This is a genomic window from Streptomyces inusitatus (assembly GCF_014651115.1).
In the GTDB taxonomy this organism is placed as follows: Bacteria; Actinomycetota; Actinomycetes; order Streptomycetales; family Streptomycetaceae; genus Streptomyces; species Streptomyces amakusaensis.
This window is the reverse complement of record NZ_BMWG01000016.1, coordinates 51,468-70,175: the sequence shown is the minus strand read 5'-3', so window position 1 is coordinate 70,175 and position 18,708 is coordinate 51,468. Positions and strand designations below refer to the sequence as shown.

Sequence of the window (18,708 nt, the reverse complement as noted above, 5' to 3'; positions counted from 1 at the left end):
AATTCACCCAGCGTGACACCGGCTCACGAACGGCCGCCGGAGCCGCCGGGCCGGGGCGGGCGCAGGAGGGCGGCACGGGGCCGGGAGTCACGGGAGGGAGTGCGGAGAAGAATGAGGGGAAGGGATATCAGGGTCATACCCGGCTATTTCTGCCAGTGACGTCAAATTGCTCGTTGCCGCATGCCGGTGGGACAGCGAGAATTGAAACGCTCCCCGCACGGCCCGTTCGCGGTCGGAAGGGCTGTTCGCGGTGCGCCCTCACCCGACCCTGCCCGCACTGTGGGCGCGTATGCGAAGGGAGGACTGTGACCTTCGGATTCGCCTCGTCCGCAGCCACCTCGATGACCCATTCGGCGAACTCCGCCAGCCGACTCGCCAGGATGCTCCAGCCTGCCGAGTGGGCCTCGGCGGGGATCCCCCTGCTGCGCAACCCCCGAGAGGTGGTCAGCGGACTGCACTCCCGCCACCGTCCGACTCCGACGACAGCGGTCGTCGCGGTGCTCGACCACGAAGAACGCCTCGCGGCGAGCGCCTCGTTCACCCGGCGCTCCGCGCTCGCCGACGGCTGGGAGTTCCGCAACGCGCTGCTGGCCCATCTACGCCGGGTGATCCCGCACGATCTGCGCCGCCGCACTCCGGTGCGTACCGCCGTACTGCTCTACTGCCGCGAGGGGGACGAGCGGTGGACGGAGGAGGACGGCGCGTGGATGTGGGGGCTGAGGGACGCGTGCACCCTGCACGGCCTGCGGTGCGGCGCTTACATCACGCTGACCCGCGGCGGCTGGCAGGTGCTGGGAGAGGGACGGGGCGGCCGCCAGCCGAATCTGACCTCGACTCCCGGCGATCTGGCCGAGGCCTCGGCGGCTGCCGAGCCGCTGGAGCTGCGCACGGCCAGCGGCGCTCCGGAAGCACTGCGCCGCACCGCCGCCCGCTGAATCCCCCCGGGCTCCTCGGGGCCCGGGGATCCGTCGTACCCCGTACTCCGAACGCCGTCGGCGACGCCCCTCGGGCCGAGCGCCGTCCTGTGGTCCGTCCGGCTGCCCGTCGGGCGGGCAGCCGGAGCACCGGATCGCTCGGGAGCCCCGAGGGGCGTCGCCGAGGGGCTTGTGGAGCCGTACGGCTCAGACCGCCGCGCCGAGCACGGCGTTGACCCGCTGGGCGTCGCCGCACACGATCAGCAGCGCACCCGCCTTCGCCAGCGCCGCGGGCAGCGCCACGGCGTCGTTCCCACCGTCGTCGCCGAGGGCGACGACGACCACGGGCCGGGAGGCGATCCGCTCCAGGGCCTCCGCGTCCGCGTAGAAGACATCGTCGGCGGCGTCGTGCTGGGCCCAGTAGGCGGCCTCGCCGAAGGACAGCTCGTGCGCGGCCCACGGGTGGGCCTCGCCGGTGGTGAGCACCAGCACGTCGGCCGGCGCGCGGCCCGTGTCGAGCAGCAGATCGACCGCCTCGTCGGCGGCGTCCAGAGCGGCGTCGGCCGCCACGGGGATCAGCTGGATCTGCGGCTGGGAACGCTTCTCCGCGGCGGGGGCGGCCTGCGGCTTCCCTGCGGGGGCGGGGGGCGTTCGCTGAGCCGGCGGTGCGGGCCGGGCCGGGCCGGGGCCCGGGCTTCCGGGACGCGGCGTGGCCATGGAACGCGGACCGGGTACGGGACGGGGGGTCGACGCGGTACGGCCGGTGGCCGGAGTGACGCGGGGACCCTGGGCGCTCTCGTGAATCTGAGGCTCCTCGGGGAAGAGAGGCATGGGTGACTGTCTATCAAATGCCGGTTCGAACGGCATCGGCGGGTGGGCATCTGCGTACGACTGCCCTGCGGGAGGGGGCGGTTCAGAAATCGAAGCCGAGCTGGCCCCCGCTCTCCAGCTCCGACGCCGCGGTGGGGATCCGGGTCTTCTTGAGATGCCGCCACCGGGGCAGGGCGTCGAGATAGGCCCAGGAGAGCCGGTGGTAGGGCGTGGGGCCCCGCTCCGCGAGAACCGCCTGGTGCACCGGCGAGGGGTAGCCCGCGTTGGCGGCGAAGGCGAAATCCGCGTACTCCCCCGGAAGTTCGGCCATCATCGCGTCCCGGCGCACCTTGGCGATCACCGAGGCGGCCGCGACGGCGATACAGGACTGGTCGCCCTTGATGACCGTGCGGACGCGCCAGGGGTCTCCGAGATAGTCGTGCTTGCCGTCGAGGATGACGGCGTCCGGGCGGACCGGGAGCGCCTCCAGCGCGCGGCGGGCGGCGAGCCGCAGGGCGGCGGTCATTCCCAGGGCGTCGATCTCCTCGGGCGTGGCGTGCCCGAGCGCGTACGCCGTCACCCACTTCTCCAGCTCGGCGGCGAGTTCCTCGCGACGCCTGGGGCTGATCAGTTTGGAGTCGGTGAGACCGGCGGGGGGTCTGCGCAGTCCGGTGATCGCGGCGCACACCGTGACCGGTCCGGCCCACGCTCCGCGGCCGACCTCGTCGACGCCGGCGACGATCCTGGCGCCGGTGGTGGCTCGGATCGAGCGCTCGACTCTGTGGGTGGGAGGTTCGTACGGCATGGCGCCAGCAAGGTTACGCCGCCCCACCCCGGCGGTGGCAACCGGATTCCCCTCCGGCTTCCGGACCCGCTCCCCCGGCGTCCCCCGCACACCGCCGGAGCGGGCGTTTTCCGGCCATTCACGTACCGCGGAAAGGCCCCGGCCCCGGCGGGCGGCGGGCGGCAAGCGGCGGGTCAGCCCGCCCGGCGCGGGGTCCACTCCGGGAGGGCCTCGGTGCGCCGGAGCCAGTCGGCGGGGGGCGCTCCCGCCGTCCCCGCCGCGACCACTCCGCAGGCGATCGCGCAGGTGGTGTCCACATCGCCGCCCACCCGCGCGGTCGTCCAGAACGCCCGCTCGAAGTCGTCCAGCGAGCGGGCGGCCGACCACAGCGCGAACGGCACGGTGTCGTGCGCGCTGGTCCGCCGGCCGCTGCCGAGGACGGCGGCGACGGTGGTGGCGTCGTCGTAGTCGAGCATGTCCCGCGCCCGGCGCAGCCCGGCCGTCACGGCGCTGCGCGGTACGAGCGCGATCACCCCGTCGAGCAGCTCGCCGGGGGCCGGGGGGCCGCCGGGAGCGGCGGCCAGCGCGGCGGCGGCGGCCACCGCCATGGCTCCGACCACGGCCTCACGGTGCTGATGCGTGGTGTACGAGGAGATCTCGGCCTGATGGGTGGCCTGCTCCGGGTCGTCCCCGTACCAGGCGCCGAGCGGGGCGATGCGCATGGCGGAGCCGTTGCCCCACGATCCCTGGCCGTTGAAGAGCGCGGCGGCGAGTTCTCGCCAGTCGCCGCCCTCCCTGATCAGCCGGAGCATGCGGTTCACCGCCGGGCCGTAGCCGCGGTCGAAGTCGTGGTGGTCGGCGAAGGAGCGGGCGAGGGCGTCCTGGTCGACGCGGCCGTGGGCCGCGAGGACGGCCAGTACCGAGCAGGCCATCTCGGTGTCGTCGGTCCACTGCCAGCGGCCGTCGGGCAGTTCGCGGCGGTGCAGGAGGGGGTAGTTCACGGGTACGAAGAACTGGGAGCCCAGGGCGTCTCCCACGGACAGTCCGAGCAGGCTGCCCAGGGCGCGTTCGAAGCGCCGTTCGTCAGCGGATTCAGCGATCATCTTCCCGCCACTCTATCCGGTGACACCGTACGGCTCGGGGGTCCGCCAGCGTTCGAACGGCCGGTCAAGCGTGTAGCGCTCGTCGTCACCGATTTCCAGTACACGCATCTCGCCGTTGCCCGGATTGGAGAGCGATTCGAACTCCGCGACCGTCCAGTGGAACCAGCGCATGCAGAACAGCCGCATGGTCAGCCCATGGGTCACCAGAAGCACATTCGGCGGGTGGTCCGGGGACTCGAAACTGCGGTGCAGGCTCTCCAGGAACGCGCCGACCCGGTCGTACACATCCGCGCCCGACTCTCCCTGGGCGAATCGGTAGAAGAAGTGCCCATAAGCGTCCCGATACGCCTTCTGAAGGCGTACGTCATCGGTGTCCTGCCAGTTCCCCCAGTCCTGCTCGCGCAGCCGGGGCTCCTCGCGGACCCTGACGAGCGCCGAGTCGAAGGCGAAGGCGCGAAAAGTCTCATGAGTGCGTCGATAGGGCGAGACATAGGCGCTGACCTGCTCGTTTCCAAACAGCTCACGGAGCCGGACACCGGCCTCCGTCGCCTGGACCAGCCCGGTGGGGGTCAGTCTCAGCGCATGGTCGGGCTCGCGTTCGTACACGGTGTCATCGGCATTGCCCTCCGACTCGCCGTGCCGGACGAGGACGATACGTCGCGGTCGCGCCATACCCCGACCCTAGATCGGGCGGCGCGGCCCCGGGCGGGCGGGGCGAGTCCATCCGGCGTATCGACGCGATGACCTGCGACGCGATGAAGACACGATGAGGACGCCAGGAAACGGACTGCCCGGTCATACCGTCCACGAGGGTTCGAGCCGCACCACGTCCCCCGAGAGCACCGCCACATCCGCCTCGGTCTGGGTGCGGAGCAGCAGCCGCTCTATTCGCTCTCTGCGGTATTTTCCGTGTTCGGCCTCCGACAGCCACATCGACATCACCAGGAATTCATTCTCCGGCGCCTCGCCGAACAGACCTCTTATCATTCCGGGAGACCCGGCCATCGCCGGATTCCAGACCTTCTCCTGCATCGTCGCGTAGTGCTCGGAGCGGTCTTCCCTGACCTTGGAATGGGCCACTCTCACCACATCGGCGTCGGTGAATTTCGGCTCGAACCCGGTCTTCACATCAAATCGGTGGTCGAACAGCTTGACCTGCATATCACGGTACGCCCCGGCCTGTCCGGCGGCCAGCCGGTCGTGGGAACGGGCCATGAACGAGTCGTACAGCGCGCGGCTCTCCCAGAAGGCGAAGACATGGGCGACGTCGGGACGTCCCCTGCTCCACCCGCCGCCCTGTCCCCGGAATCCCGGCTCACCCAGCAGCCCCGCCCACTTTCGCTGTCCCCGCTCGAACCGACGACGGTCCACCACGGTGCAGCGAATCCACTTGACCAGCACCGCGCCATCGTAACCGGCATACAGCGGTCAGCTACTCGCCGTGACCCCCGCCGAGCGGATACGGTCGACCGACGGAGAAGTTCTGGCGGTCGCGCGAAAGGGACATCTGGTGAGCAGCCTGAACAAGGGCGTCAGCAAGGCCGAAGTGAGTCTGCGGTGGGATCCGAGTCCCATGGGCGCGCCGTCCCATGATCTCGACATAGTCGCGGCGACCTACCGGGCGGACGCCCCGCACGGCGATCCCGCGTATGTCGTGCACTTCGACAGCAGGTCGCCCGACGGCACGATCCTGCTGGCCAGGGACAGCAAGACCGGTCAGGGTTTCGGCTCCGACGAGGTCATGACGCTGGAGTTCGAGCGGCTGGCGGCGGTCTACGGGCGGGTGGTCGTGGGCGTGGTCATCCAGCAGCGCGACGGCCGCCGGGTGTTCGGCGAGGTCGCGAAGACCCTGGTCAGGGTCGCCGAGGGACACACCGAGCTGTGGAAGAGCGATCTCGCGGCCGTCGCGGGGTCCACGGCGGCGGTGGTCGCGGAATTCGTCCGTGACGAGAAGGGCGGCTGGCGGTACCGCGAGACGCTCCGGGGCTTCGACACCGACCCCGAGGCGTTCGCCAGGCTCATGGGCGGCGCCTGAGCCGCCGGCCGGCGGCGATAAGTACGACCGTAGGACCGCACGGCGAAGGGGACCGATCAGTGGATCGGTCCCCTTCATGTCTCCGCAGGTCAGCCGGTGGTCCGGCCTGAAGCGGAGGTTACGTCACACGGATGTCGGCGGATGCCGTACGGATCAGCTGCAACCGCTGGTGGAGCCGCAGCCCTCGCAGATGTAGCAGGAACCCGCCCGCTGCATCTTCGTACCGCAGGAGAAGCAGAGCGGCGCGTCGGCGCTGATGCCGAGCTGCATCTCGACCAGCTCCGCCGAGGTGTGCACCTGGACGGCGGCCTGCGGCTCCTGCTGGGCAGGGGCGGCGGGCCGGGTCAGGACCTCGACGTCGGGCTCCTCGTCGAAGGGCTGCTCGTACGATCCCGTGTCCAGGTGGCGCTGACGCTCCTCGGCCGAGTGGATGCCGAGGGCCGAGCGGGTCTCGAACGGCAGGAAGTCCAGCGCCAGGCGGCGGAAGATGTAGTCGACGATCGACTGCGCCATCCGCACGTCCGGGTCGTCCGTCATACCGGCCGGCTCGAAGCGCATGTTGGTGAACTTGGAGACGTAGGTCTCCAGCGGAACGCCGTACTGGAGACCGACCGAGACGGCGATCGAGAAGGCGTCCATCATGCCCGAGAGGGTGGAACCCTGCTTGGACATCTTCAGGAAGACCTCGCCGAGACCGTCGTCCGGGTAGGAGTTGGCGGTCATGTACCCCTCGGCCCCGCCGACCGTGAAGGAGGTGGTGATCCCCGGACGTCCCTTGGGGAGACGCTTGCGGACGGGGCGGTACTCGACCACCTTCTCGACCGCGGCCCGGATGGTCTCCTCGGTCTTCTCGGTGATCTCGGCCTTCTCCTTCTCCTTGGTCTTCGCGGAGAGGGGCTGGCCGACCTTGCAGTTGTCGCGGTAGATCGCGAGCGCCTTGACGCCCATCTTCCACGCCTTGAAGTAGATCTCCTCGACCTCTTCGACGGTCGCCGACTCCGGCATGTTGACCGTCTTGGAGAGCGCGCCGGAGATCCAGGGCTGGATCGCCGCCATCATGCGGACGTGGCCCATCGCGGAGATGGAACGCTCGCCCATGGCGCAGTCGAAGACCTCGTAGTGCTCGGTCTTCAGGGCCGGGGCGTCGATCACATTGCCGTGCTCGGCGATGTGGGCGACGATCGCCTCGATCTGCTCCGGCTGGTAGCCGAGGCGGCGCAGCGCCTGCGGAACCGTGCCATTGACGATCTGCATCGAGCCGCCGCCGACCAGCTTCTTGAACTTGACCAGGGCGAGGTCGGGCTCAAGGCCGGTGGTGTCGCAGGACATCGCGAGACCGATGGTGCCGGTGGGAGCGATCACGGACGCCTGGGCGTTGCGGAAACCGTTCTTCTCACCGAGGCGGATCACGTCCTGCCAGGCCTCCGTCGCGGCGGCCCAGATCGAGGAGTCCAGCTCGTCCACGCGGACGGCCTTGGCGTTCTCGTCGGAGTGCTGACGCATGACGCGCTGGTGCGGAGCCGCGTTCAGCGCGTAGCCGTCGTACGGGCCGACGACCGCGGCCAGCTCGGCGGAGCGCCGGTAGGACGTGCCCGTCATCAGGGAGGTGATGGCGCCGGCCAGGGCGCGGCCGCCGTCGCTGTCGTACGCGTGGCCCGTGGCCATCAGCAGGGCGCCGAGGTTGGCGTAGCCGATGCCGAGCTGGCGGAAGGCGCGGGTGTTCTCGCCGATCTTCTGGGTGGGGAAGTCGGCGAAGCAGATGGAGACGTCCATCGCCGTGATGACCAGCTCGACGACCTTGGAGAAGCGCCCGGCGTCGAAGGACTGGTTGCCCTCGCCGTCGTCCTTGAGGAACTTCATCAGGTTCAGCGAGGCGAGGTTGCAGGACGTGTTGTCCAGGTGCATGTACTCGCTGCACGGGTTCGAGCCGTTGATCCGGCCGGACTCGGGGCAGGTGTGCCAGTGGTTGATCGTGTCGTCGTACTGGATCCCCGGGTCGGCGCAGGCCCAGGCCGCCTCGGCCATCTTGCGGAAGAGCGACTTGGCATCGACCTCCTCGATGACCTCTCCGGTCATCCGGGCGCGCAGGCCGAACTTGCCGCCGGTCTCCACGGCGGTCATGAACTCGTCGTTCACCCGGACCGAGTTGTTGGCGTTCTGGTACTGGACGGACGTGATGTCGTCGCCGCCCAGGTCCATGTCGAAGCCCGCGTCCCGCAGGGCGCGGATCTTCTCCTCCTCCTTCACCTTGGTCTCGATGAAGCCCTCGATGTCGGGGTGGTCGACATCGAGGATGACCATCTTGGCCGCGCGGCGGGTGGCACCGCCGGACTTGATGGTTCCGGCGGAGGCGTCCGCTCCGCGCATGAAGGAGACCGGGCCGGAGGCGTTGCCGCCGGAGGAGAGCAGTTCCTTGGAGGAACGGATCCGGGAGAGGTTCAGGCCGGCGCCGGAGCCGCCCTTGAAGATCATGCCCTCTTCCTTGTACCAGTCGAGGATCGACTCCATGGAGTCGTCGACGGCCAGGATGAAGCAGGCGGAGACCTGCTGCGGCTGGGGCGTGCCGACGTTGAACCAGACCGGCGAGTTGAAGCTGAAGATCTGGTGCAGAAGCGCGTAGGCCAGCTCGTGTTCAAAGATCTCGGCGTCGGCGGGCGAAGCGAAGTAGCTGTAGTCCTCCCCGGCCTTCCGGTACGTCTTCACGATCCGGTCGATCAGCTGCTTGAGACCGGTCTCTCGCTGGGGAGTGCCGACCGCCCCGCGGAAGTACTTGCTGGTGACGATGTTGACCGCGTTCACCGACCAGAAGTCGGGGAACTCGACGCCACGCTGCTCGAAGTTGACCGAGCCGTCGCGCCAATTGGTCATGACGACGTCACGGCGCTCCCAGACCACCTCGTCGTACGGATGCACGCCGGGGGTGGTGTGGATGCGCTCGATACGCAGCCCCTTGCTGGCCTTGGTCCCCTTGGCGCGGGACCCTCGTGCCGGGCCGCTCGTCGTCTCTGTCATGCCGCCTCCCATATACGGGCAAAAACATCGTGAAGTGCCCAGATCTTCCCGGAGCACAGTCTTGGTGTGGTGTCACGGGCGCAGCTCGGCGCCCATGACGGATCTTGTCGCCGCCCTGCGGCCGACCGGCCGGCCGATCAGTCGATCAGCCGGTCGCACGGGCCCGGCGGCCCCGCTCGGCGGCGCTCAGCCGGCGGCGGGGGCGGGAACGGGGACCCCGGGGGTCCCGCCGGTCCCGTTCTCTTCCGGCGGCCGTTGTTCACGGAGTTCCGTGATGGCCGCCTCGAAGTCCTCAAGCGAATCGAACGCCCGGTACACGGACGCGAAGCGCAGGTAGGCGACAAGGTCGAGTTCCTGCAAAGGGCCGAGTATGGCCAGTCCCACATCGTGGGTGGTCAGCTCGGCACTGCCGGTGGCACGCACCGCTTCCTCGACACGCTGGCCGAGCTGAGCGAGAGCGTCCTCGGTGACCGGTCGTCCCTGGCACGCCTTGCGCACCCCGGAAATGACCTTGATACGGCTGAAGGGTTCGGTAACCCCGCTGCGCTTGATCACCATCAGTGAGGCGGTTTCCACCGTCGTGAAACGGCGGGAGCAGTCGGGGCACTGCCGACGGCGTCGGATGGACGTCCCGTCGTCGGTGGTGCGGCTGTCGACGACCCGGCTGTCGGGGTGCCTGCAGAAGGGGCAGTGCATGGATCCCAACCCTTCCTTCATGGCACGACTGAATCGCTGCGACGGGCTGTCCCAGCCCTTCGAAGCAGCCCCCAGCATAGGCGATGGCCATGACCCCGAGAGACCAGGGACCACAACTTCTGGGCGGCGGACACAATCCAACCACTACATCTGGGGTTTGACCGCGTTTCACTCCCCCGGCGCGTGTCGCGTGACAAGCGATGATCGCGGAGGGCGTACGCCCGGTGACGCCACGGCACGGAACGGTCCGGACCGACGCCGGACGGAGGTCCGGCGGTGGGCGCGAGGAGGAGGCGGGGCGGCCGGGAACGAGCGTACGGGAAGGATCCGGCGTGCGACATTCCGGGTCCGGCCGACGGCTTTCCGGCCCTCCGAATGCGAGACTGGAACCACCCCCCGACAACCGAATCGGCGGGTAACGCTACCGTAATGAGCCAAATCCACTTACCGTCGACTTACCGTCGGCGAGCGGTATTACCCGGCCGTATCGTTCGGCGATTGCGGAGCCCATTGCCCGCCGGTGCGGAGTAGTCGCACATACACCCAATCACCTGCACACGTAAAGCAATCCACAATTTTTCACTCGAACGTGTGTTTGGCGCAACCTTTCGAAACCAACTACCGTTGTCCAGCTAGGGAGACCATTCGAGAGGGGCCGACGTGACCACCACCGCTGACAGTGCCGCCATCACTGCCCAGGACCGCTCCCAGAACCGATTCGAGCCGATGCATGCCATGACAGACGCAGCCACGAGCCCCGAGGGGGCAGACCCTTCCAGGGCCGCGCGTTCTCTGCCCGGGCGACCCCCGGGAATCAGGGCGGACAGCTCCGGACTCACGGATCGGCAGCGGCGCGTCATCGAGGTGATCCGTGACTCAGTGCAGCGCCGAGGCTACCCGCCGTCCATGCGGGAGATCGGCCAGGCCGTGGGACTCTCCAGCACCTCGTCCGTCGCCCATCAGCTGATGGCCCTCGAACGCAAGGGCTTCCTGCGGCGAGACCCGCACCGCCCCCGCGCCTACGAGGTGCGCGGCTCCGACCAGCCCAGCACCCAGCCCACCGACACCACGGGCAAGCCCGCCGCCTCCTATGTGCCGCTGGTCGGCCGGATCGCGGCAGGCGGACCCATCCTCGCCGAGGAATCCGTCGAAGACGTCTTCCCACTCCCCCGGCAGCTCGTCGGCGACGGCGAGCTGTTCGTCCTCAAAGTCGTCGGCGACTCAATGATCGAAGCAGCCATCTGCGACGGCGACTGGGTCACCGTCCGCCGCCAGCCCGTCGCGGAGAACGGCGACATCGTCGCCGCCATGCTCGACGGCGAAGCCACCGTCAAACGCTTCAAGCGCGAGAGCGGACACGTCTGGCTGCTCCCGCACAACGCGGCCTACCAGCCGATCCCCGGCGACGAGGCCACCATCCTCGGCAAAGTGGTGGCGGTGCTGCGGCGGGTCTGAGACATCCGCCGCCCCTGACCGGGCCCCGGGACCCACTGCGCCGGTCCCGGGGCCCTGCCGCGTCCACACAGAGCCCCACACCCAGCCCACCGGCACCGCCTGCCCGGCTACCCGGCCCGCCGGGCAGCCTGCTACGAACCGTCCGCCTTCGCGGTGGCGTCAATGGCGGCCAGCGAACGGCGCACCTGATTCCGGTCCGTCGTGTACCAGAAGTCGGGCAGGGAAGCCCGCAGAAAGCTGCCGTACCGCGCGTTGGCGAGCCGGGGATCCAGCACCGCCACCACACCCCGGTCCCCCGTCGCACGGACCAGACGGCCCGCTCCCTGCGCCATCAGCAGCGCGGCATGCGTCGCGGCGACCGCCATGAAGCCATTGCCACCCGCCTCCTCCACCGCCTTCTGCCGGGCGCTCATCAGAGGGTCGTCGGGCCGGGGGAACGGAATCCGGTCCATCACCACCAGCTGACAGCTCGGGCCCGGCACATCCACCCCCTGCCAGAGCGAGAGCGTGCCGAAGAGACAGGTCTCGGGATCGGCCGCGAAATTCTTGATCAGCTCCCCGAGCGTCTCCTCGCCCTGAAGCAGAATCCGGTTCCCCAGCCGGCCGCGCAGCTCCTCGGCCGCCGCCTGCGCCGCGCGCATCGAGGAGAACAGCCCGAGCGTACGGCCGCCGGCCGCCTCCACCAGCTCCGCGAGCTCGTCCATCATGTCGCCGCGGGAACCCTCCCGGCCCGGGGTCGCCAGATGGCGGGCGACATACAGAATGCCCTGCTTCGGATAGTCGAAGGGCGAGCCGACATCCAGGCCCTTCCACTGGGGAACATCATCGCCCTCGGTCCCCTCGGGGGAGAGCCCCAGAGACGCGCCCACCCCGTTGAAATCACCGCCGAGCTTCAGTGTCGCGGAGGTCAGCACCACCGAACGGTCGGTGAACAGCTTCTCCCGGAGCAGCCCCGACACATTCATCGGCGCGACCCGCAGCGAGGCCCCGAAGCGGTCGTGGCGCTCGTACCAGACGACGTCGTACTCCGAGCCCTGGACGATGCGCTCGGCCACGTCATGGATGTTCTCCACCGAGGCCAGGGCCTGCTTGCGGACGGCGTCCTCGTCCTGGAGGGACTTGTCCCGGCTCGAACCCAGGCCCGAGATCGCGGTGCGCGCGGCGTCGCGCAGGATCTGGAGCGCGTAGCCGAGATCCTCCGGGATCTCCTCCAGCCTGCCGGGGAGGGCCAGCTCCATCAGCCGCTCGAATGTCTCGGCGGCGGTCTGGAGCGAGTCCGCCGACTTCTCGTCGAGGAGCTTGGCCGCCCGGCGCACCGCACGGTTGACCTGGCCGGGAGTGAGCTCTCCGGTGGCCGCGCCGGTGACCCGGGAGACCAGCTCATGAGCCTCGTCGATGACCAGGACCTCATGGGGCGGCAGAACCGGCGCCCCCTCGATCGCGTCGATGGCGAGCAGCGCGTGGTTGGTGACGACCACGTCGGAGAGCTTGGCCCGCTCCCTGGCCATCTCGGCGAAGCACTCCGCGCCGTACGCGCACTTGCTCGCGCTCAGGCACTCCCGGGAGGAGACCGAGACCTGTGCCCACGCCCGGTCGGAGACGCCGGGTGTCAGCGCGTCGCGATCGCCCGTCTCCGTCTCGTCGGCCCAGTCCCGCATCCGCAGCAGATCCTGGCCGAGTTTGCTGCTCGGGGCGGCCGCCTCGAACGGGTCGAAGAGGCCGTCCTCCTCGTCCTGCGGCACTCCTTCGTGCAGACGGTGGAGGCACAGGTAGTTCGAGCGCCCCTTGAGCATCGCGAACTCCGGACGGCGGCGCAGCAGCGGATGCAGCGCGTCGACCGTGCGGGGCAGATCACGCTCGACGAGCTGGCGCTGGAGGGCGAGCGTCGCCGTGGCGATGACGACCCGCTCGCCGTGGGCCACCGAGGGCACGAGATAGCCGAGGGACTTTCCGGTGCCGGTGCCGGCCTGGACGAGAAGGTGCGAACCGTCGTCGACAGCCTCGGCGACGGCTTCGGCCATGGCGATCTGACCAGGCCTTTCCATGCCGCCGACGGCGGTGACGGCGGCATGGAGGAGTTCGGGGAGGGATGGCTTCGTCATAGGCGGACCACCCTACGGCTCCCCTCTGACATCCCGATCCGATCCCGCCAGAATGCGGTCGGGCCGTGACCCGCGCGCTTCGTCGGCGGTGTCATTCACAGCACGCTTCGAAGCGCCCGGTCGCGGACCATCAGAGCGGCGCGCTTCCCGGGAAGATCGGCTTCGGAGTAGAAGCGGAAACCCCCGCTGAGGAAGGCGGAGACGGAGGGCGTGTTCCGCAGATCGGGTTCCGCGATGACGCGCGAACATCGCGGACGGTTGTCCAGCACAAGATCGGCGACGGCTCTGAGCAAGGTGGAGCCGAGGCCTCGCCCCCGGTCGGCGACGGTGCCGATCAGGACGTGGATGCCCGTGTCGTGGGGGCGGGCGGGGTAGTGGCGTGCCAGCGGGTCGAGATCGGCGCGGTAGATCTCGAAGTAGCTCATGGGTACGGAGTCGAGCACGCCGAGACAGGGGACGCTGCGGCCGTCCCCGTCGAGGTGGGCGCGCAGATGGTCGGCGGTGACGGAGTCGGGGCCCGCCAGCTCCCAGAACGGGGCGACGGCGGGGTCGTTCATCCAGTGGCTGATCAGTGCGAGATCACGGTCGACGCTCGCGGGGACGAGCTGGAAGGTGCCTTCCGATGTGACGGTCGGCCCCCACGCGGCGAGGTTGTCGAGCAGCGGACCGCCGGCCCCGCCGTCCGCGCGCCGGAGCTGGTCGGCCTCTTTGAACAGGGTGAGCAGCTCGTCCGGGATCCGTAGCTCCAGGGTGTCCTCGACGCCTTCGCCCGGGGGGTGCTCCGCGCCCCCGGCGAGCCGGGGGGCGAGGGGATCGGTGCCGGTTCTCGCATCGGTGGGAGGCACGGTGGCGCTCCTCTCACAGTTCGGTCGGTGCTGCTCGGACAGGGGGACATTCGCACAGGGCGGCGGGGAGACGCAGGAATGGGGGGAACGGGCGGAGGGGGCGGTTCAGCGGTGGAGGGGGTTGGTGAGGGCGGCGTAGACGGACTGGTCGGCGACCGGGCCGACGAGTTCGTCGAGACCGTGTGCGCGGGTGAGCAGATTGGCCTTGGTACGGAGGGTGCGGGCGTCGAGGAGTTGTGACGGCAGGGGGGAGCCGAGGGCGGTGGCGGAGGCGAGGAAGCGGCGGAAGGCGGCGATGAGGACGTCCTCGTCGGCCAGGCGCTGCGAGCCGAGGGCCCCGATCAGTCCGAGGACGTTGTTGATGCCGAGGTAGTAGGCGAAGCGCTCGTCGGTGACCTCGTCGGAGACGAAGGTGTCACTGAGCGAGCCGATGCCGGGAAGGCGGTGTTCGAGTTCGGCGCGGCGGGACTCGCGGAAGTAGTAGCCCTGGTTGTCGCGGTAGCGGCCACCGGCGGGCCAGCCTTCGGCGTCGAGGACGACCAGGGTGTTCTGCTGGTGCGCTTCGAGGGCGATGCCCGCAGCGCCGTCCAGCCAGAGCACCGGGCGGACCACCTGGTCGAGATAGCGCAGGAACCACTCGGTGGCGACCACGTCGGCGCGTCGGCCGCCGACGGCGGTCAGCCGGGCGACGATGTCGGCGAGCCGGGAGCGCATGCCGGTGTCGCCGGGCCAGGGGCGGAGGGCGGTGAGCGCGGCGACGCAGACGACGTCGTCCCGGGGGGCGAAGGGCTGGTGCCGCATCAGGACGTCGAATCCGGGGACGGGGCCGCCGTGCGCCGGGTCGATGCGGGCGGTGGTGACGGCGAGCCAGGCGGGGTCGCGCACGATGTCGAAGCCCGGGTGGGCGGCCCGCCACCGGGCGGCGAGGCCGGTGAGGAGGAGCCGGTGGACCTCGACGCCCCGGTGGAGTTCCTTGTGGAGGTTCTCCCGGCGGGAGTTGGTGATGCGAAGACCGAGGGAGAGCTTCAGCATGACCGGGGTGCCGGGGCGGTGCACGGTCCGGACGGACGACGTCGGGTGCCAGGCCGCGCCGTGGGGGCCGAGATCGTGCAGCAGGCCGTCGTCGAGAAGGGAGACGACATCGGGGCGCCGGACGAGCTCGCGGGCCTGCCAGGGGTGCAGGGGGAGGGCGACGGTGTCTTCGGGCAGCGGGAGGCCTTCGCCGAGCCGGGCGGTGAGCCGCTCCGCCGTCAGGGGCCGCCGCTGTTCGGTCCAGGCGGAGTCACCGGTGGCCACGGACCGGTGGACGGCCATCCAGTGCAGGGGGAAGGAGCCGCGCGACTCGGGCGAGTACCGCAGCGTCTCGGCGTCGGAGAGCCCGTCACGGCTCTTGGGGGTGGGGTGCAGCGGGTGCCCGAGGATCAGGGACTGCTCCCCGGCGTGGAAGAGGCCCGTGCCGGGGGCCGGGGCGGGACGAGCCCGGCGTTCCGCGATGAAGACGGCGGTGTGGCGCACCGAGCCCGCGACCCGCTCCACCAGGTCGCTCCCCTCGGCAGAGCCCGCTTCCCGGCCGAGGAGGGCCGCGAGCGTCACCGCGTCGACAGCGGGCGCGCCGGGGGGCGCTCCCTCCGGGACGGGCGCGGCGAAGCGGTGGGTTCCGCTCGGTGACCAGTAGCGGACGGGGACCAGGAGGGCGGTGCCGGTGGCGGGCAGGGGGATGCGCAGGACGGGTCCGGCGGGCCGGGCGATGTCGTGTTCCCGGACCCAGCAGCGCAGCAGATTCTCGACCCCCGCCGCGTCGGCGGCCCGCCGGGGGTCCGGATCGTCGAGGGGGTCGGCGCCGGGGCGGACCGTGAGAGGCGGGGGCACGGGGGCACGGGACGCGAGGGGCGTGGGGGCGGCGCTCACCGCGGAGCCTCGGGACGGCGGGTGGTGCGCTGGGTGCGCTCCGCCGCCTCCAGCGCGTCGGCGAAGCGGTCCAGGACGGCCACGGCCTGTTCGTCGGTGAGCGTGAGCGGGGGCAGAAGGCGTACGACGGCCGAGTGACGGCCGCCCAGTTCGATGATGAGCCCCCGCTCCAGGCACTCCTGCCGGACGGCGAGGGCGAGTTCGGGGGCGGGCGGCGGGGTCGGGGCATCGGCGGCCGTGGCGTCGGGGTCCACGAGCTCGACGCCGATCATCAGGCCCCGGCCCCGCACCTCGCCGACGCGGGGATGGGCGGCGGCCAGTTCCCGCAGCCGTCCGAGCATCCGGTCGCCGAGAGCCGCCGCGCGGGCGGCGAGCCCGTTCTCGCGGACGAAGGCGAGCGTGGCCGCGCCCGCCGCCATGGCGAGCTGATTGCCGCGGCAGGCGCCCGGGCCGGTGTCCGGCCTCCGGCCGTCGAGCGCGGAGCGGTAGACGATCACGGCCAGCGGGAGGGAACCGCCGATCGCCTTGGAGAGGACCATCACATCGGGCACGACACCGCTGTGCTCCACGGCCCAGAAGGCTCCGGTCCGCCCGACGCCCGTCCACACCTCGTCGGCGACCAGAGGGATCGAACGAGCCTCGGTGATCTTCCGTATCCTGCGCATCCAGAGGTCGGGGGCGGGGAACACACCGCCTTCCCCCTGCACGGGTTCCACGATCATCCCGGCCGGTGCGGGCACCCCGCTGCCGGGGTCGTCGAGCAGGCTCTCGGTCCACCGCGCGCCCAGTTCCGCGCCGCGCTCCCCGCCGACGCCGAAGGGGCAGCGGTAGCTCTGCGGGAAGGGCAGCCGGGTGATCCGGCCCCCGGTCGCCCCGCCGAGGGCTTCCGGCGCTCCGGCCGTCGTGCCGCGGTGCGCGCCGGTGAACGCGCCGGTGAAGGCGAACAGACCGTCGCGGCCGGTCGCCGCGCGGACGAGTTCGATCGCCGCTGCGACCGCGTCGGCGCCGGCGGGCCCGCAGAACCGGATCCGCGCGTCGTCGGCGAACTCGCGCGGGAGGGTGGCGTACAGCTCGGTGGTGAAGGCGTCCTTGACCGGTGTGGCGAGATCGGGCGCGTGCAGCGGGGCCCCTGAGTCGATGACCTTCCTGACCGCTTCGAGGACCACGGGGTGGTTGTGCCCGAGCGCCAGGGCGCCCGCCCCGGAGAGACAGTCCAGATAGCGGCGGCCGTCCGCGCCCTCGATGGTGAGCCCCCGCGCCCGCACGGGCACGATGGGCAGCGATCGGGCGTAGGTGCGCGCCGAGGGCTCGCGCAGCGACTGCCGGCGCAGAATCCCCTCGTGTCCGGCCGACGGCGCGGAAGCGGGTTGGGTCAGGGCCACGGCTGTCGGTCCTCCAGCGGTCACTGTCGCGCCGACACGGGCACGTCCGGCGTCACAGGGATACGTCCGGGGCCCGCTCACGCCGGGGCGCGCCTCCCGTGTTCCCCGTCCGTACCAACGACGCGGCGGGCCCCGGATCACGGGCAGCCCGAAGATCCTTGCGGCAGCGGAACCATGGACCCGCCGGGTGCCGTCCCCATCGGCACCGGCATCCTGGGGCCGTGTCATGAGCGGACGCCGCTGTGCGCGGGGTTCGCGGCGGTACCGGGGAAGCCCGGTACCGCGGTTCAGCGGCACGGAAACCTATGAAACTCCCAGGGGGATTCACGACATGCGACCCATTCGCCCGACGATGACGGCGGCCTCGATCGCCGCGGTGCTCGCGCTGGCGGCCACCGCCTGCGGTCCGAGCGAGAACAGCGCGGGCGACAAGCCGAGCGCCTCGGCCTCCCGGGGCGGCGAGGACAGGATCACCATCCCGGAGGAGCTGAAGGACAGGCTCAAGGAACACGGGATAGACGTCGACAAGTGGCGGAACGGCGAGTGGAAGAACTGGGACAAGGACACCTGGCTGCGCGAGGCCCAGGACTTCGTCAATCCGATCATCGAGGATCTGTGGGACCCGGACCGGATGCGTGAGGCGGAGACCCCGCCGGAGCGGCCGGTGGACAAGGACATCTCGGGCGACGACGGCGTCACCGACCCCACGCCCGCCCCTGTGAAGGCGCGAACGGTGAGCGCCCCCTACCGGGCGAACGCCCCCGAGGCCGGGAAGGTCTTCTTCGACGGCCCCGAGGGTTCGATGGTCTGCTCGGCGACCGTGGTCCAGGACCCGGCCAACCCCGGCAAGTCCAATCTGGTGTGGACGGCGGGGCACTGTGTCCACGCCGGGAAGAAGGGCGGCTGGTACCGCAACATCGCCTTCGTCCCCTCGTACAACGACAACGCCAGGTCCACCGCCGAATTGCAGGGCACGCCGAAGGCGGAAGTCGCTCCGCACGGGGTGTGGTGGGGCGACTGGGTGAAGACCTCCGAGCAGTGGATCGCGCAGGGCGCCAAGACCGGCGGCCAGGGCGCTCCCTTCGACTTCGCGGTCATCCACGTCACCCCGGAGAAGGGCCGCTCGGGCGCTTCGCTGGAGGAGACCGTGGGCTCCGCGCTGCCGGTCGAGTTCGAGGCCCCGGCCGTCTCGGAGATCGCGAAAATGACGGCGACCGGCTACCCGGCCGCCGCGCCGTTCGACGGCGAGCGGATGTTCCAGTGCCCGGACCGGCCGGGACGGCTCTCGGTGAAGGCGGACGAGCCGACGATGTACCGCATCGGCTGCACCATGACCGGCGGTTCGTCCGGCGGCGGCTGGGTGGCCGAGGGCCGGGACGGGGAACCGGCCCTGGTGTCCAACACCTCGATCGGCCCCCTCGCCGCCGGCTGGCTGGCCGGCCCCAGGCTCGGCGACGAGGCGAAGGCGGTCTACCGGGCGGTCAGCGAGAAGTTCGCCGGACGGTAGAGCCCGGCGACGCCGCGCGACGGCGAACGAGAAACGGCGCCCCCCCCCCCGGGGGGGGGGGGGGGGCCCCCTGCCCTTCTACGGGGGCGCGCGGGCTCTGGGCGGGCCGGGGGGAACGGGGGCGCGGCGCCCCCCGGCCCCTCCGGGCGCCCGCC

15 protein-coding genes are annotated in these 18,708 nt (G+C 70.8%); 4 read left to right on the top strand and 11 right to left on the bottom strand.

The genetic code is table 11. From position 1 onward, the window contains the following. Nucleotides 1–305: 305 nt before the first annotated feature. Nucleotides 306–935: a hypothetical protein gene (locus IE247_RS22625; RefSeq protein ID WP_190125068.1), complete on the top strand. Its 630-nt coding sequence runs from the start codon at nt 306–308 to the stop codon at nt 933–935. 186 nt (nt 936–1,121) lie between these two features. Here IE247_RS22625 and IE247_RS22620 read toward each other — a convergent pair whose 3' ends face one another. From IE247_RS22620 to IE247_RS22600, 5 genes are all read right to left on the bottom strand, one after another. Further along, nucleotides 1,122–1,745 carry a hypothetical protein gene (locus tag IE247_RS22620; protein ID WP_190125067.1) on the bottom strand — a complete coding sequence of 208 codons (624 nt, stop codon included), beginning with the start codon at nt 1,743–1,745 and terminating at the stop codon, nt 1,122–1,124. A gap of 82 nt (nt 1,746–1,827) precedes the next feature. After that, nucleotides 1,828–2,529: a ribonuclease HII gene (gene rnhB, locus IE247_RS22615; protein WP_190125066.1), complete on the bottom strand. Its 702-nt coding sequence runs from the start codon at nt 2,527–2,529 to the stop codon at nt 1,828–1,830. 173 nt (nt 2,530–2,702) lie between these two features. Beyond that, nucleotides 2,703–3,611 carry an ADP-ribosylglycohydrolase family protein gene (locus tag IE247_RS22610; RefSeq protein WP_190125065.1) on the bottom strand — a complete coding sequence of 303 codons (909 nt, stop codon included), beginning with the start codon at nt 3,609–3,611 and terminating at the stop codon, nt 2,703–2,705. A 12-nt stretch (nt 3,612–3,623) separates the two neighbouring features. Continuing rightward, nucleotides 3,624–4,283, bottom strand: coding sequence for a histidine phosphatase family protein (locus IE247_RS22605; protein ID WP_190125064.1), 660 nt, complete (start codon nt 4,281–4,283; stop codon nt 3,624–3,626). A 123-nt stretch (nt 4,284–4,406) separates the two neighbouring features. After that, nucleotides 4,407–5,012: a YdbC family protein gene (locus IE247_RS22600; RefSeq protein WP_190125063.1), complete on the bottom strand. Its 606-nt coding sequence runs from the start codon at nt 5,010–5,012 to the stop codon at nt 4,407–4,409. A 109-nt stretch (nt 5,013–5,121) separates the two neighbouring features. On the opposite strand from IE247_RS22600, the gene IE247_RS22595 reads away from it, so the two are divergent. Next, nucleotides 5,122–5,646, top strand: a complete 525-nt coding sequence (locus IE247_RS22595; RefSeq protein WP_190125062.1) for a TerD family protein — start codon at nt 5,122–5,124, stop codon at nt 5,644–5,646. Between the two features lie 153 nt (nt 5,647–5,799). Here IE247_RS22595 and IE247_RS22590 read toward each other — a convergent pair whose 3' ends face one another. Continuing rightward, on the bottom strand, nt 5,800–8,658 hold the full coding sequence (locus IE247_RS22590) for a vitamin B12-dependent ribonucleotide reductase (protein ID WP_190125061.1): 2,859 nt from the start codon (nt 8,656–8,658) through the stop codon (nt 5,800–5,802). 186 nt (nt 8,659–8,844) lie between these two features. Beyond that, nucleotides 8,845–9,354: a transcriptional regulator NrdR gene (nrdR, locus tag IE247_RS22585; protein WP_190125135.1), complete on the bottom strand. Its 510-nt coding sequence runs from the start codon at nt 9,352–9,354 to the stop codon at nt 8,845–8,847. Between the two features lie 660 nt (nt 9,355–10,014). Between nrdR and lexA the strand changes: the two genes are divergently transcribed. Then, nucleotides 10,015–10,809 carry a transcriptional repressor LexA gene (gene lexA, locus IE247_RS22580; protein ID WP_190125060.1) on the top strand — a complete coding sequence of 265 codons (795 nt, stop codon included), beginning with the start codon at nt 10,015–10,017 and terminating at the stop codon, nt 10,807–10,809. A 131-nt stretch (nt 10,810–10,940) separates the two neighbouring features. Here lexA and IE247_RS22575 read toward each other — a convergent pair whose 3' ends face one another. The 4 genes from IE247_RS22575 to IE247_RS22560 form a co-directional block, all read right to left on the bottom strand. After that, nucleotides 10,941–12,911 (bottom strand): ATP-dependent DNA helicase, encoded by a 1,971-nt coding sequence (locus tag IE247_RS22575; RefSeq protein WP_190125059.1) that lies wholly within the window; start codon nt 12,909–12,911, stop codon nt 10,941–10,943. A 95-nt stretch (nt 12,912–13,006) separates the two neighbouring features. Beyond that, nucleotides 13,007–13,756 carry a GNAT family N-acetyltransferase gene (locus tag IE247_RS22570; protein WP_190125058.1) on the bottom strand — a complete coding sequence of 250 codons (750 nt, stop codon included), beginning with the start codon at nt 13,754–13,756 and terminating at the stop codon, nt 13,007–13,009. Nucleotides 13,757–13,861: 105 nt separating this feature from the next. Continuing rightward, nucleotides 13,862–15,625 carry an IucA/IucC family protein gene (locus IE247_RS22565; RefSeq protein ID WP_229869286.1) on the bottom strand — a complete coding sequence of 588 codons (1,764 nt, stop codon included), beginning with the start codon at nt 15,623–15,625 and terminating at the stop codon, nt 13,862–13,864. 35 nt (nt 15,626–15,660) lie between these two features. Further along, the gene (locus tag IE247_RS22560; protein WP_190125056.1) at nt 15,661–17,046 is read right to left on the bottom strand and encodes a diaminobutyrate--2-oxoglutarate transaminase family protein; all 1,386 of its coding nucleotides are present in this window, start codon (nt 17,044–17,046) and stop codon (nt 15,661–15,663) included. Nucleotides 17,047–17,377: 331 nt separating this feature from the next. Between IE247_RS22560 and IE247_RS22555 the strand changes: the two genes are divergently transcribed. Continuing rightward, nucleotides 17,378–18,553 carry a trypsin-like serine peptidase gene (locus tag IE247_RS22555; protein ID WP_190125055.1) on the top strand — a complete coding sequence of 392 codons (1,176 nt, stop codon included), beginning with the start codon at nt 17,378–17,380 and terminating at the stop codon, nt 18,551–18,553. The last annotated feature ends 155 nt before the right edge of the window (nt 18,554–18,708 follow it).

Coding starts and splice junctions, on each gene's coding strand:
- IE247_RS22620 (WP_190125067.1), bottom strand. CDS start 1,745: ATGCCTCTCTTCCCCGAGGAGCCTCAGATTCACGAGAGCGCCCAGGGT.
- rnhB (WP_190125066.1), bottom strand. CDS start 2,529: ATGCCGTACGAACCTCCCACCCACAGAGTCGAGCGCTCGATCCGAGCC.
- IE247_RS22610 (WP_190125065.1), bottom strand. CDS start 3,611: ATGATCGCTGAATCCGCTGACGAACGGCGCTTCGAACGCGCCCTGGGC.
- IE247_RS22605 (WP_190125064.1), bottom strand. CDS start 4,283: ATGGCGCGACCGCGACGTATCGTCCTCGTCCGGCACGGCGAGTCGGAG.
- IE247_RS22590 (WP_190125061.1), bottom strand. CDS start 8,658: ATGACAGAGACGACGAGCGGCCCGGCACGAGGGTCCCGCGCCAAGGGG.
- nrdR (WP_190125135.1), bottom strand. CDS start 9,354: ATGCACTGCCCCTTCTGCAGGCACCCCGACAGCCGGGTCGTCGACAGC.
- IE247_RS22575 (WP_190125059.1), bottom strand. CDS start 12,911: ATGACGAAGCCATCCCTCCCCGAACTCCTCCATGCCGCCGTCACCGCC.
- IE247_RS22555 (WP_190125055.1), top strand. CDS start 17,378: ATGCGACCCATTCGCCCGACGATGACGGCGGCCTCGATCGCCGCGGTG.